Below are 12908 nucleotides of genomic sequence, written 5' to 3' on the forward strand. Positions count from 1 at the left end.
GACTCATGAGTCCAACCTTATACACATTTCCCATCTCACATTTTTCTGAAAAGGCTAGATGGGGATTAGACCTCGCCCACTATCCCTATGAACTAAAACCTTTAATCCCTGGACAACACATCCAAACTTTAAAACCGCTTGTCAGTGATTTGTATGTCCCCGTTTTAGAAACTGACACTGGGGTCATCCAAGGTTCTGGCAATATTATTGATTTAGTAGAAGAAAAAGCATTCGGTCACACAGCTTCTTCGGAAGAAAAACAAATGGAAGAAAAGATAGACTCTCAAATTGGAAAGAGCCTACAAACTCTATTGTATCACTTTATCCTGGATTACCCAGAGATTGTTGGTAAATTATTTTTATTAAATCCAAGCAAAGCCAGTGATACAGTCGGGCCACCTGAACATTTCGATTTGATTGCATTATCTCTCAAAAGAAGATATAAAATCACACCTAAAAATCTAGAAATCGTAAAACAATCATTAGATGAATGTTCCAAAGAATTAATCGAAATTTACAAAACTCGCAAGTTTTTTAATGGAACTTCCTTTGGACGAGTGGACTTAACCATGGCAAGTCTTATGGGAATGCTTGCAGAGCCAATGGAATCTCCCGCTTATCCTTGGTTTGCTTCTGTACAAATGCCAGAATCTTTTCTCACTTGGAGAAAGGACTTGGGTTATGAATTGTTATTCGAAAGAATCGGAGAATTTTATAAAGAGTTTCGAATCCAATCCAAATAGTCTGGATTTCCAGAAACAATTGGCCAAATGACAATGCAGGGAGTATCATAAGAATGTAGTTCTTTGATCCTCTGCACCAAAACTTTGGATTTGTCCTTGGTTGTTTTGAATAATCCAACTGTTTCCTCTGATTCTTCTAAAACAGAATTCCAAATGTAAACTGACTGCATCCCTTTGATGATATTGGCACAAGCTGCCAATCGATCTGTAACAACAACTTTAGCAATTTGTTTCGCTTCTTCTTCGGAAGCAAATGTAACATAGACAGTGTAGTATTCCGATGAATCTTCCATTTATTTTTTTTCCTACTTGCCCTTCATTTTAGATACGTATGATCTTGTGTATGCGTAGTCCAAGTCCAAAAACTTATCTTTTAATAATCGCCATCTGTCTGCCCATTTTTGCAGAACCTCTCAATCCTCCAAGCCTCACCTCTTCGAGTCAACTCCTACCAAAATCAAAAAAATACACACCCATCTTTGCGATGGATGGGAAACTCAAAACCAGCTGGGTCGAAGGAGCCAATGGAGAAGGGATTGGGGAAACTTTACAGATCAAATACAAATCACCTATCAATTTTCGCTCCCTTTCCATCTACAATGGGTTTGGTGATCCTAAACTTTGGGCCGCCAACAATCGAATCAAAAAACTGAAAATATCTACCGAAGACGGAAATGAAGAAATTGTGACTTTAAAAGATAGTTTGTCTCTGCAAATGATTGAATTCAAATCGGAACTTCGAGCCAAAGAAATTTCTCTCACCATCCAAGAAGTTTATAAAGGAACCAATACAGAAAACACAGCCATAGCTGAACTCACTTTTAATTCAGAACAAGCGGGATCGGCCCTTGTCCCTCCCAAAAATACTTGGGCCATTGGAAAGTGGAAAACCAAATCCAATATTGCAAGGATCCAACTCCATAACGATGGAACTTGTGAAATGGGATACGAAACAGCAAAGATGTTATGTACTTGGACAGAAAAAGGGGATAAGGTCATTGTTAGCCTAGAAGCAACTCTTCCTCTCACTAACACTGATATTTTAGAAATCAAACGCAGAGGAAATCCTTCTGATCCAACTCTCGAGATCAACGGAAAACATGAATTTATTTCTAACAGGGATGGGGTATAAAAAAGAAATTTATTCTTAAAATCAATCCGTCCAGGATTGCCAAATGGATTCCACCACGGAAGGTTCATTTTCTTCCGTGGTTTCAAAATACAAAACTGTATTTTGGTAAGGTTTGCCAGATAAGTCTCTAACAGGCGTTAATAGAATTAATTGAATACCCAATTCTTTTTCCAAACGTTCTATCGTTTTCCATTCATCAAGCGAACCTTGTTTGGGATAAGGCAAAATTAAAATTCCTGTCACCACTTCCACTTTTGGATTTCTTTTTTTTCTCACTTCCCAGAGAATCCGACCAATCGAATAACGGAAGTTAAATTCAGATACAGGTTGGATTTGTATTCGCCCCTCTTCCCGATACAAAAATCCATCGATAGCACAAGGACCTGAATACTCTTTTGGAACTAGTCCCTTAGTATCACGAACAAGATCCATCACAGGTGGAAGAAAAGAATTGGCATAAGGAAGTTCCGATCCACCAATTCGAATCCCACGAAATACTCCTTCCTTATCAATGAGCATGGCAGTAGAAGTGAGATAAACGAACTCACCATCACGTACATCCCAAAGAGTAGAAAAATCGAAAAATCTTTCATCGCCAACCCAGGACTCTGCAAGGATTGGAAAACCAAAAAGTTTTTTATTCACTTGGGACATCTTCCAGGAATCCGATCTGGATTTAAAGATGATATGATTTCTACCAGCAAGCCCAAATTCACTTTTTAGAACAATGGGAAGTTTTGCCTCTTCAAGTTCAGCAAACAAATGTTCTTCGGAGGATATCACTTTGGCTGGTAAAGGAGAATGGTTTTTTCGAAAATCAAGTTGGGTGATTTTAGAATTGAGATACCGAGACGTTTCCGTTCGAATGGGATCTTCTAGAAGTTTACCTTCATACCATTCGTTCCGACATCCCCACTCGACAAGAGTGACTTCACCAAGTATGTCCCCTTCTTGGACCGGAGTTCCGGGAGTTAACCTAACATCCTTCCAATGCGTATAAAGTTCATCACTAGGCAATTCTTCAACAAGAACAAAGTCTTCAGGTCTTGTAATGGGAAAAAACATCTTCTCCAAACAACGATTCCTCCGTTTGAGGGAGGAATCTAAATTCAGAGGTGTTGGATACAATCTATACTCAAATAATGAGTCTAGAGAATAAAGTGCCGACACCAATCAATAGATGCGTCGGATGGCTGTTGCAATCCGTTGTACATTATCTTTTGTTAGGTTAGGATAAATCGGAATACAATGTCCACGTTGGAAAAGACGTTCCGCATTAGGAAATTCCAAAGGATTTTCTTCCAACACTCGATGAAGAGGTTCATCTACAGTTCTTTGTGTTCCAATATGAATGGATTTAAAATACCTTTGGATCTCTTCGTAGTTTTGTCCCGAAACAACAATGGGAAATCTTTGGAATGTATCTTCTGTTGGATTTTGAAAATAAGTTTCCAATCTTGAATTTTGAACTGCTTGTAAATACGCAGAAGCAATCTTTTTCTTACGTTCTAAGATAACACCAAGTTTGGAAAGTTGTTCAATTCCAAGTGCGGCTTGGTAATCCACTAAATTGTAATCATACTTAGGTTCACCAAAGTTACGTTTGGCGGATGATCCAGATTTATAAGATTTCACAACATTCGAAAGAGAAACTTCAGAAGTGATGATCATCGCACCGTTCCCAGTGGTGATGATATTTTCGGCACTGAGGCCACAAATTGCGATTTTGGATTGTTTCCCAACAGTAATGGTTTCTGAGGTGGCACCAATGGCTTCGGTAAAGTCTTCTACCACTTCCAAACCTTCGATGGAATAATCACTGAGACGAATGAGTGATCCAAAACTATGATCGAATAGAGCAAATTTTGCACCCGATTCATTTTTTTTGCGAAGGAATTCTTCTGGGCAAGGATGAAAGGAGTTTCGTTTCAAATCAATAAGCACTGGTTTGGCTTGTAAAAGAAAAATCGCATCTAGTGCCGAAATCGGAGCGTAACTAGAAAGTAAAACGGAATCCCCTGCTTTTACACCTAACGCAAGCAATGCTAAGTGATATGCCGAAGTGAGGGAATTAGAAGAAATGGCATGTTTGATTTTGAAAGTATGGCAGAAGGTTTTTTCAAATCTTTCTACGATTTCGCCGGTAGAAAGGTGTTCGTCCACGAGACATTCTAAAACACCTTTTAGGTCTTCCCGAGATAGGGTCGGTTTAAAAAATTCGATATCTTTTTCTTTTCGAACGGGTCTTTGTATTGTTTCGGTGCTCATCCAACAGCACTCCTCTATATTATGTCACTTAAATACCCGATTTCTGAATTATGTCACTTCATTTTTCGAAATGAGAACATAATTTTAGAATTTCATTGGAAAAATGGTTCAGGATGGAGAATACCTCAGAAATATGACCCCCATGCCGAATCCTTCCCTTTCCCTTTGGGCTAGTCGCCTCCGCCAAAACCAAGGAATCCGTTCCCTAATGGAAGATTTGGGCCAGGTGACGGGCCACCCCGATGAAATTCTCTTGGGAGGGGGAAATCCGGCCCATATCCCGGAAGCCGAAGAAATTTTTGCCGAGACCTTTCAGAGTCTCGCAAAAGATCCTAAACTTGGGGCCTTACTCGGAGACTACCAAGCCCCGATCGGGAATGATCGTTTTCGTTCCCTTGCTGCGGAATACCTCTCACCTCATTTAGGTTATGATCTAAAAAAAGGCAATATTGCTTTTTTTAACGGCAGTCAAAACGCCTACTCGTATTTACTCAACATTCATTCAGGAAAGATGTTGGATGGAAGTTTTAAAAAAATTCTTTTACCGATAGTTCCAGAATACATCGGTTATGCGGACCAATCCATAGAAGCAGATGCATTTTTGGCTACCGATCCAGAAGTGATTCCGACAGGAAATCATAGGTTTCGATACGGTTTAAACAAAACAGAGTTTGATCTTTCCAAGGTTGGTTGTGTGGCTTTGTCTCGCCCCACAAATCCCACGGGAAATATTTTATCAAACAAAGACATTGAATGGATGGAAGAAAGAACCAAAAAACAAAATCTTCCCCTCCTGATTGATTTAGCCTACGGGAATCCATTCCCAAATTTAATAGGATCGGAAGAACCAATTCATTACCGGGAAGGGAGAACTCTCTCCCTTAGTTTCTCTAAAATTGGACTCCCAGGGGTTCGTCTGGGGATGGTTGTTTCCGATCCAGACACCATAGAAACCCTTTCCTCTTACGCTGCTGTAGGGAATCTTGCTGTAGGAAATTTAGGTGTTTATCTGATGGATATCCTATTTCGTAAAGACATCCTCACCAACCTTTCAAAAAACATCTTACGTCCGTTTTATGACAAAAAAAGAGAACTGGCTCTCTCCATTTTCGAATCGGAATTCAAAAAACATGGAGTCGAGTATGAAATCCATGATCCTTTGGGTGGATTTTTTCTTTGGATTCGATTCCCCAACATGTCAGTCACCAACCATAAACTTTACCACCTTTGTAAAGATAAACGGCTCTTCATTGTTTCAGGACATTATTTCTTTCCAGGTTTAAACTCTGATTTTTCGCATACTCAAGATTGCATACGTTTGACATATTGTCGTCCAGAAGAAGAATTAGCCAGGGGAGCCCATATCCTTGCGGAAATTGTGGCCTCTCACCAGACGAAATCCGAATGAGTGAAGACAGCATTGATCTATCAGACACAGTCTTAGAAAATCCTTCGTCCAAAGACGAAAGTTCTAATGATAGACCTTCTGCGCAGTCTTACATTTTTTTGTCTGACTCAGTGGGAAGTCTTACACCCACAGCACGTTGTATCTTAGATGAACTAAAAGATTGGCATAAACGTGTAGAAAAACACGGCTCTAAAGAAAAACACGCATCCTATCTGATGACGGTGGATAAACTCCCAGAAGCCTTAGGAAAGTATACAAACCTTGGTGCCCAAGGTCGTTCCGAAAGTTCCATCTTCCATGCTCTCAGACAGATTTTAGACATTGACCATCGTGGCCAAAACCGTGCCGCTTATGCTTATCCTTATCTCATTCGTACGGGCAGTAAAATCTCTTCCAAAATTGCACTCGTTGCACCGCAAAACGAAAATAAAACGGACACCCAACCATATCGATTGGCTTGTTTTCGTTTTTCGCAAGAACTCATCAAAGTATTACTAGAGAACCGCGCCAAAAAAGGAAGGAACTGGGATGAAGAAAATCCTGGTACTCTACTTTTACAAAAGAACAAAGAAGGAAACACCTGGCTCTATCCAAAACTTGGGTCTCTAGAAGCAGAAGTTTCCTCTTTAGTTCGAAAGGGATTTGGAAATTTACCTTATATCCCCATGCCAGACTTTCTCCAAGACTTCACTGTTTTTGCAAGAGAACAAAATCTTGCACTTCCCATTCTTGCCGATTACCATATTGTCATTGATGAACTGAACATCTTACCTGACGGAAGTTTCAAACGATTACCAGAGGTTGTGAATCAAATCCTTGCCCATATGAATGGATTGGAACATTTCACAAAAGACCAACTCACCAAACTGGCTAAAGACGCAAAGTATGAGTCCTTTCTTGCAACTTTTAGTGACTATATTTCCAAACCGAAATTTTCTTCTTTAGAATCTAAAATGAATCCAGAAGAAGAGGTGAAGAAGTTTTTATCTATCATCGAAAACTTTCCTTATCCCACAGAAAAAGCTAACAAGTCTCTTTCTATAAAAGAAACAATCGATCTCAGTGTAAAAATTCTAAAAAGACTCTCAGAAGAAAAGGGATCAGTTCTCACTCGTAAAGACGATAGCATTTACGGAACCGTTAAAAATGCAGTCATTGCAAAAATTCCAGAACATACAAAAAACCACAATACCCTACTTAGGATTGATTTTGAAGATGAGGTCGCAAAAGCAGGAATCACTTCAGAAGAAAAAGCTAACGAATACATCAAACGTTTGAAAGACGATGTATTTTCCGACCATTCTTATTATGAAGAAAAACTTCCCGATGGTAGATCTGTATATTATGTAGTGGATCATGGATATATGGCCGCAGTCATCCACAAACTAGCGTTTGAAGGCAGAACCAACCCAGAATACAAAAAACAATTGGGTTATGCAAAAATCATCAACCACAAACTTTCTAATCCGAAACACCCTGAACTCAACAACAAACTAAAACCTGAGTTAATTGCAAAACTCAATGCTGATGTCAAAAACATGGAAGTAGAAGAATTGGAGCGGGAACGTTCCAATGAAATTCGTTCTAGGTTCAATGCCGTTCCGGGGATATTAACTTTTGTAGTCAGCACTCTTATCTTCATCACCGGAGCCTATTACCTTCGTTCGGCGATGCCGATCTTTTTTGGGGTGCCTTTCTCAGTGGTGCTTGGATTTATGGCGGCAATTTACTTCCGAGAAAAATCCACAGAAGAGATTCGAGAAGATATCAAAAATTCGGGAAAGTTTTCTGGAATTGGAGATTGGGGAAAACCAACTTACAATTCTGGTTCCACTTCTTCCTATGAAGACGAAGCAGAGACTTCCAAAAAAGAAGAAAAACTTTCTCATATCTACAAAGCCGCAGATAACTTCGTATTTCCAAAACGATTCAATAAAATCACAGACAAAGTTTTGGATCCAAAATCCTTACGTTCTCGGATTTACGAAAACTTGGACAATATCAAACGCAACAACATGACCCTCGGCAAAGAGAAAGATGACGATAAAGTGGCTTCCACTGTGGAATATGCTGTCTTACAATCGGTTTCTACCATTCTCATTCCCGATGATGTTGCGATTCGAGATCTTCCAAGCACCATTCTGATCAATCGTAACGATATGAAATCAGCACTCTTTCGTGGCCAACTAGCCGACTTCTACAGAGAAGAGATGAACAAAAAGAAATTCGATAAAAAACTAGTTAAGTACTACACCTACCTCATCAATACGGTTGAGATGGAGTATTATAAATACCTTCCGAAAAAACGAGTCTAAAAACTAAAATCATTTGATTCCCTACGGGTCACTCCTCCTATGGAGTTGATGTATCAAAATGGTATCGTACAATTTCCTATCATCATCATTGATGAAGATTTTCGTTCCGAAAATGCCAGTGGTCTTGGCATTCGAGCAATTGCAAAGGCCCTAGAAGGCGAAGGGATTGAAGTTCTGGGTGTGACCAGTTACGGAGATTTGACGAGTTTTGTGCAACAACAGAGCCGGGCTTGTGGATTCATCCTCTCCATTGACGATGAAGAGTTCACTCCGGAAACAGAAGGTGAAGTTCCCGATGCTCTACGCCAACTCAAAGATTTTGTGACGCAAGTGCGTCATAGAAACGCCGACATACCATTGTTTCTTTACGGAGAAACAAGAACCAGTCGCCATATTCCCAATAGTATATTAAAAGAATTACATGGCTTCATTCATATGTTTGAAGACACACCTGAGTTTATGGCAAGAGCCATTCACAGGGAAGTAAAATCTTATTTAGATAGTTTGCCCCCACCTTTCTTTCGTGCCTTAACACAATATGCGCATGATGGAAGTTATAGTTGGCACTGCCCAGGTCACTCCGGTGGAGTTGCTTTTTTGAAAAGCCCCGTCGGCCAAATGTTCCACCAATTTTTTGGAGAGAACATGTTACGAGCTGACGTTTGTAATGCGGTAGATGAACTAGGTCAACTTTTAGATCACACAGGTCCCATCTCTGCCAGTGAAAGAAACGCCGCAAGGATCTTCCAATGTGATAGTTTGTATTTTGTGACCAATGGAACTTCCACTTCCAATAAAATTGTTTGGCATAGTACAGTTGCCCCTGGCGACGTTGTCATTGTTGACCGAAACTGTCACAAAAGTATCCTTCATGCCATTACGATGACGGGTGCTATACCTGTTTTTTTAATGCCGACAAGAAACCATTTTGGAATCATCGGTCCTATTCCCAAATCTGAATTCAAATGGGAAAACATTCAGAAAAAAATTGCAGAACATCCTTTTGCAAAAGATGTAAAAGGAAACCCCAGAATTCTAACCATCACCCAAAGTACTTATGATGGAATTTTATACAATGTAGAAGACATTAAATCAGAGTTAGATGGTAAAATTTCAACATTACACTTTGATGAAGCATGGTTACCACATGCATCCTTTCATAGGTTCTACACTGGTATGCATGCCATTGGATCGGACAGACCAAGACCAAAAGAAAGTATGATCTTTGCCACACAGTCCACACACAAACTTCTAGCTGGTCTTTCCCAAGCAAGCCAGATCCTTGTGCAAAACAGTGAAAAAGAATCTTTAGACAGAAACTTATTCAATGAAGCATTTTTAATGCATACAAGTACCAGTCCGCAGTATGCCATCATTGCTTCTTGCGATGTGGCCGCCGCTATGATGGAATCTCCCGGTGGGAACGCCCTTGTGGAAGAATCCATTGAAGAAGCCCTCGATTTCCGACGTGCCATGCGCAAAGTGGATTTGGAACTCGAAGAAGATTGGTGGTTTAGTGTTTGGGGCCCTGCGGCTCTCATCGAAGAAGGTGCAGGAGAAAGGGACGAATGGATTCTGAAAGCCAATGACCGTTGGCATGGGTTTGGTGATATTGCCGAAGGATTCAATATGCTCGATCCCATCAAAGCAACTGTCATCACTCCTGGAATGAGTGTGGAAGGAGAATTTGCTGATTGGGGAATCCCTGCTCTCATTCTCACTAAATACTTAGCAGAACACGGGATCATTGTAGAAAAAACAGGACTTTATAGTTTCTTTATCATGTTTACCATCGGGATTACAAAAGGTCGATGGAACACTATGGTGACCGAATTACAACAGTTCAAAGATGATTATGATTCGAACCAACCACTCTGGCGTGTGATGCCAAAATTTACAGCGGCTTATCCCAAGTATGATCGGATTGGACTCCGTGATCTTTGCCAATCCATGCACGAAGTTTACCGAGCAAATAATATCTCTCACCTAACAACGGAAATGTATTTGAGCCCTATGATTCCTGCGATGAAACCTTCGGAAGCATTTTCTAAAATGGCACACCGTGACATTGAAAGGGTTCCGATTGATGAATTGGAAGGACGAATCACTTCAGTCCTACTCACACCTTATCCTCCGGGAATCCCACTTCTCATCCCAGGAGAAAAGTTCAACATGACCATCATTCGTTACTTACAATTCGCACGGGAGTTTAACTCTAAGTTTCCAGGTTTTGAAACTGATATCCACGGCCTTGTGGAAGAAAAGTCAGAGTCAGGCCATGTGACTTACTATGTGGATTGTGTATCCGAATAAAAAAGATAAAGATCCAATTCCAGACCAAAGATTCTCCAGTCTGGGATTGGTTTTTCGTAACAATAATGACAACAGTGTAAACGAAGTTTGAGTGAAGCGAATCACCTTTTGACTCAACTGATCGAAGGAATGTTTACTCCCACTCAATCATCTTCACCACATCTTTCAAACAATCTTCCCTAAATTCTTGGTTTGGTTTCAAAGTAGGCAATCCAGAATACCATTTCCCATCCGGATATTTTAAATCGACCCAAAAGGAAAAGAGAGTGGTTTCTCCATTATTGTTTTTAATTTCGATGTTCAGAAGTTTTAAATCAGAAACACCCGTTTCCTTATAAAACACTTCTCCATTCCGGGTGCGGATCCGAATTTTTTTGGGCACCACTTCATAAGTGATCCCTTTTTTTTCTTCTCGTTTTTGTTTTAGTTCCCAGGAGTCAATTCGCAACGAGTCCAGTTCGTTTGTATTCAGTTTCTTTTTGTAAAGGATTCCATCTTTAGAATGTTCAAAAGACATCGACTGACTGCCGCTAGATGATTCCCCGCGAACTATCCTCCCATCACACAGGGTAAGGTTTAAAACCTTGGGTTCGGAATTGTCTTTTTCTCCTCGAGCATTTCGTGGTTCCTTGGATTCTTCCAAAGGGAGGGAAGGAAGGTTTGGTTCCTTGGGCAATCGTGGTTCTCCGAGTACCGGAGAAAAAAATCCGAGGGTCCCTACCCAAAGAAAGAGTCGCAGTCGGATGAAGTTTTCCATATTCTGACCTTTATCCATGGATGCATTTCTTACTGCAACTTTTCAAACCCTTCCCTTGCCAGTTCTTTTACTCGTCATCATCGGCTCCATCCTTGTTTTAGGCAAAGCTGCTGACGTACTTGTCGATGAGGCAGTTTCCCTTTCCACAAGATGGGGAGTTCCCAAAATGATCATTGGGGCCACCATCGTGAGTTTGGGTACAACCCTTCCTGAAGTTTCTGTTTCGGTTCTTTCTGCCCTAGAGGGAAATCCAGGAATCGCACTCGGAAATGCCGTAGGTTCCATCATCTGCGACACGGGATTAATTTTAGGAATCGCCATTCTTATTTCCCCACCTGACATTGACAAACGACTTGTCAATCGCCAAGGTTGGATACAAGTCCTTTCTGGTTTTTTACTTGTGTTTGCTGCCCTACCTTGGGCCAACTTGTCATCTGTTTTCTCCACTGGAGGAAGGATCGACCAAGGAACCGGTTTTGTATTTTTGGTTCTCCTTGCTGTTTATATTTATTTCAGCATTCGTTGGTCTCGTTCCAAACCAGGAGAAGTCGAAGCAGGAATTGATGACACAACCGAATATGATGAATCCCCATTTTGGATAATCTTTTTAAAACTGGTAGTGGCCATCACTCTTGTGATTTTATCATCCAAAGTTCTGATTCCTTCTGTCCAAGAAACAGCTGTTCGGTTATCTATTCCTGATTCCATCATTGGAGCCACACTCGTTGCCTTTGGAACATCCCTTCCCGAACTTGTTACGGCCATCCAAGCCTCTCGTCGTGGGCACTCCGAACTTGCTGTGGGAAATATCATTGGTGCGGATATTTTGAATGTTCTTTTTGTTTCCGGGGCTGCTGCTGCTGTGACTAAAAACGGACTGGAAGCTCCGGTAAGTTTTTTCACATTCTACTTTCCATCCATGCTCATCGTTCTGGTGCTCTTTCGTTTAGGAATTGTTTTTTCAAAAGACAAAATCAAACGACCGTTTGGTGTGTTTTTACTCTTTATCTATGTCCTGGCAACAGTCGCAGGATTTGTATTTAAAGGGTAAAGTTTAGATCCCATCCACCATCTCTTCTTTTTCCAGAAGGGATGGTTCTTTTGTTTCTCCATTCCTCATAACTTATTTCCTTACTTTCTAAAACCATTTTTTCTGTTGGGATTTTTTTCTCCCCAAATAACCTTTGTGCCCCTTGCCTTACCAGTAACCTTCCGCCTTCGTTATCAAATTGTTTGGGGTGGTCAAAAACAAAGATCTCTCGGTTTTGTTCCATAGCACTGTAGGCTGTCGATATGGTTCCCGATTTTCGACCCGATTCCATGATGTACACTTTGTCCGCAAGACCGGAGATGACACGATTGCGTTTGGGAAAAGTCCATTTGGCTGGTTCTGTTTTGAGTAAAAATTCTGTGATGAGAAGTTGGTTTGGGTCTTCTTTGATTCGTTTGTAAAGATCCCGGTTCCCTGGTGGGTATTCCATTCCTAAAGTGGTTCCAAGCACTCCTATCACCGGAAGTCCAAATTCTAATGCCGAAAGAAAAGCTTCCCGATCAATCCCAAGTGCCATCCCCGATACAACCGCAAAATCTTTGTTTGTTGATAGTAATTCCACAAGTTTCCTAGTGGCAGAAAGAGATACTGGCGAAGATTTTCTTGTCCCAACAATCGCCACCAACTGAAACTGAAATAATTGAAGGTTTCCCAAACAGGCAAAAACAAAAGGAGGATCATAAATTTCCTTTAAAGGTTTTGGATATTCTGGGTCATAAAAACTGACCAGATTCCAATGAGGATCTTTCAATTTTTCCCATTGGATACATTCTGCCAAACATTGGTTCCAAAACTCTTCTTCAAAATAATGAGGAAGGGCCAGGTATAAATCTGAAAAATTGGTAAACTGACGCCAAAGTTTTGTTCTACGAAGAAAAGAAGAAATTCGCGGATGGCCTAAAATCGAAACTACCACAAAGA

General features: G+C 40.6%; 11 protein-coding genes. 6 read left to right on the forward strand and 5 right to left on the reverse strand.

The genetic code is table 11. The features are described from left to right. The first annotated feature begins 5 nt into the window (after positions 1–5). The gene (locus EHQ47_RS02565; RefSeq protein WP_135748353.1) at positions 6–743 is read left to right on the forward strand and encodes a glutathione S-transferase N-terminal domain-containing protein; all 738 of its coding nucleotides are present in this window, start codon (positions 6–8) and stop codon (positions 741–743) included. Here the strand turns inward: EHQ47_RS02565 and cutA are convergent. After that, a complete protein-coding gene (gene cutA, locus EHQ47_RS02570; RefSeq protein ID WP_135748352.1) occupies positions 713–1036 on the reverse strand; it encodes a divalent-cation tolerance protein CutA in 324 nt (107 codons plus the stop codon). The genes EHQ47_RS02565 and cutA overlap by 31 nt on opposite strands. Before the next feature lie 50 nt (positions 1037–1086). On the opposite strand from cutA, the gene EHQ47_RS02575 reads away from it, so the two are divergent. Then, positions 1087–1875, forward strand: a complete 789-nt coding sequence (locus tag EHQ47_RS02575; protein WP_135748351.1) for an NADase-type glycan-binding domain-containing protein — start codon at positions 1087–1089, stop codon at positions 1873–1875. Between the two features lie 21 nt (positions 1876–1896). Here the strand turns inward: EHQ47_RS02575 and EHQ47_RS02580 are convergent, their stop codons facing one another. Continuing rightward, positions 1897–2940, reverse strand: a complete 1044-nt coding sequence (locus tag EHQ47_RS02580; RefSeq protein WP_135748350.1) for a hypothetical protein — start codon at positions 2938–2940, stop codon at positions 1897–1899. Between the two features lie 108 nt (positions 2941–3048). Beyond that, positions 3049–4143 carry a DegT/DnrJ/EryC1/StrS family aminotransferase gene (locus EHQ47_RS02585; protein ID WP_135748349.1) on the reverse strand — a complete coding sequence of 365 codons (1095 nt, stop codon included), beginning with the start codon at positions 4141–4143 and terminating at the stop codon, positions 3049–3051. A gap of 133 nt (positions 4144–4276) precedes the next feature. Between EHQ47_RS02585 and EHQ47_RS02590 the strand changes: the two genes are divergently transcribed. From EHQ47_RS02590 to EHQ47_RS02600, 3 genes are read left to right on the forward strand one after another with little or no spacing between them, the layout of a single operon-like run. Then, positions 4277–5551, forward strand: a complete 1275-nt coding sequence (locus tag EHQ47_RS02590) for a valine--pyruvate transaminase (RefSeq protein ID WP_135776672.1) — start codon at positions 4277–4279, stop codon at positions 5549–5551. Further along, positions 5548–7866, forward strand: a complete 2319-nt coding sequence (locus tag EHQ47_RS02595; RefSeq protein WP_135748348.1) for a hypothetical protein — start codon at positions 5548–5550, stop codon at positions 7864–7866. Before EHQ47_RS02590 ends, EHQ47_RS02595 begins: the two co-directional genes overlap by 4 nt. 48 nt (positions 7867–7914) lie before the next feature. Further along, the gene (locus EHQ47_RS02600) at positions 7915–10179 is read left to right on the forward strand and encodes an arginine/lysine/ornithine decarboxylase (protein ID WP_135776496.1); all 2265 of its coding nucleotides are present in this window, start codon (positions 7915–7917) and stop codon (positions 10177–10179) included. Positions 10180–10312: 133 nt separating this feature from the next. On the opposite strand, the gene EHQ47_RS02605 is transcribed toward EHQ47_RS02600, so the two are convergent. Continuing rightward, a complete protein-coding gene (locus tag EHQ47_RS02605) occupies positions 10313–10954 on the reverse strand; it encodes a hypothetical protein (RefSeq protein WP_135748346.1) in 642 nt (213 codons plus the stop codon). Here EHQ47_RS02605 and EHQ47_RS02610 point away from each other — a divergent pair. Next, a complete protein-coding gene (locus tag EHQ47_RS02610; protein WP_135748345.1) occupies positions 10953–11987 on the forward strand; it encodes a calcium/sodium antiporter in 1035 nt (344 codons plus the stop codon). The genes EHQ47_RS02605 and EHQ47_RS02610 overlap by 2 nt on opposite strands. Here the strand turns inward: EHQ47_RS02610 and EHQ47_RS02615 are convergent. Beyond that, on the reverse strand, positions 11977–12903 hold the full coding sequence (locus EHQ47_RS02615) for a DNA-processing protein DprA (protein ID WP_135776497.1): 927 nt from the start codon (positions 12901–12903) through the stop codon (positions 11977–11979). The genes EHQ47_RS02610 and EHQ47_RS02615 overlap by 11 nt on opposite strands. Positions 12904–12908: the final 5 nt, after the last annotated feature.

It is taken from the genome of Leptospira bourretii (genome assembly GCF_004770145.1).
Taxonomy (GTDB): Bacteria; Spirochaetota; Leptospiria; order Leptospirales; family Leptospiraceae; genus Leptospira_A; species Leptospira_A bourretii.

Coding starts and splice junctions, on each gene's coding strand:
- EHQ47_RS02565 (WP_135748353.1), top strand. CDS start 6: ATGAGTCCAACCTTATACACATTTCCCATCTCACATTTTTCTGAAAAG.
- cutA (WP_135748352.1), bottom strand. CDS start 1,036: ATGGAAGATTCATCGGAATACTACACTGTCTATGTTACATTTGCTTCC.
- EHQ47_RS02575 (WP_135748351.1), top strand. CDS start 1,087: ATGCGTAGTCCAAGTCCAAAAACTTATCTTTTAATAATCGCCATCTGT.
- EHQ47_RS02580 (WP_135748350.1), bottom strand. CDS start 2,940: ATGTTTTTTCCCATTACAAGACCTGAAGACTTTGTTCTTGTTGAAGAA.
- EHQ47_RS02585 (WP_135748349.1), bottom strand. CDS start 4,143: ATGAGCACCGAAACAATACAAAGACCCGTTCGAAAAGAAAAAGATATC.
- EHQ47_RS02590 (WP_135776672.1), top strand. CDS start 4,277: ATGACCCCCATGCCGAATCCTTCCCTTTCCCTTTGGGCTAGTCGCCTC.
- EHQ47_RS02595 (WP_135748348.1), top strand. CDS start 5,548: ATGAGTGAAGACAGCATTGATCTATCAGACACAGTCTTAGAAAATCCT.
- EHQ47_RS02600 (WP_135776496.1), top strand. CDS start 7,915: ATGTATCAAAATGGTATCGTACAATTTCCTATCATCATCATTGATGAA.
- EHQ47_RS02610 (WP_135748345.1), top strand. CDS start 10,953: ATGGATGCATTTCTTACTGCAACTTTTCAAACCCTTCCCTTGCCAGTT.
- EHQ47_RS02605 (WP_135748346.1), bottom strand. CDS start 10,954: ATGGATAAAGGTCAGAATATGGAAAACTTCATCCGACTGCGACTCTTT.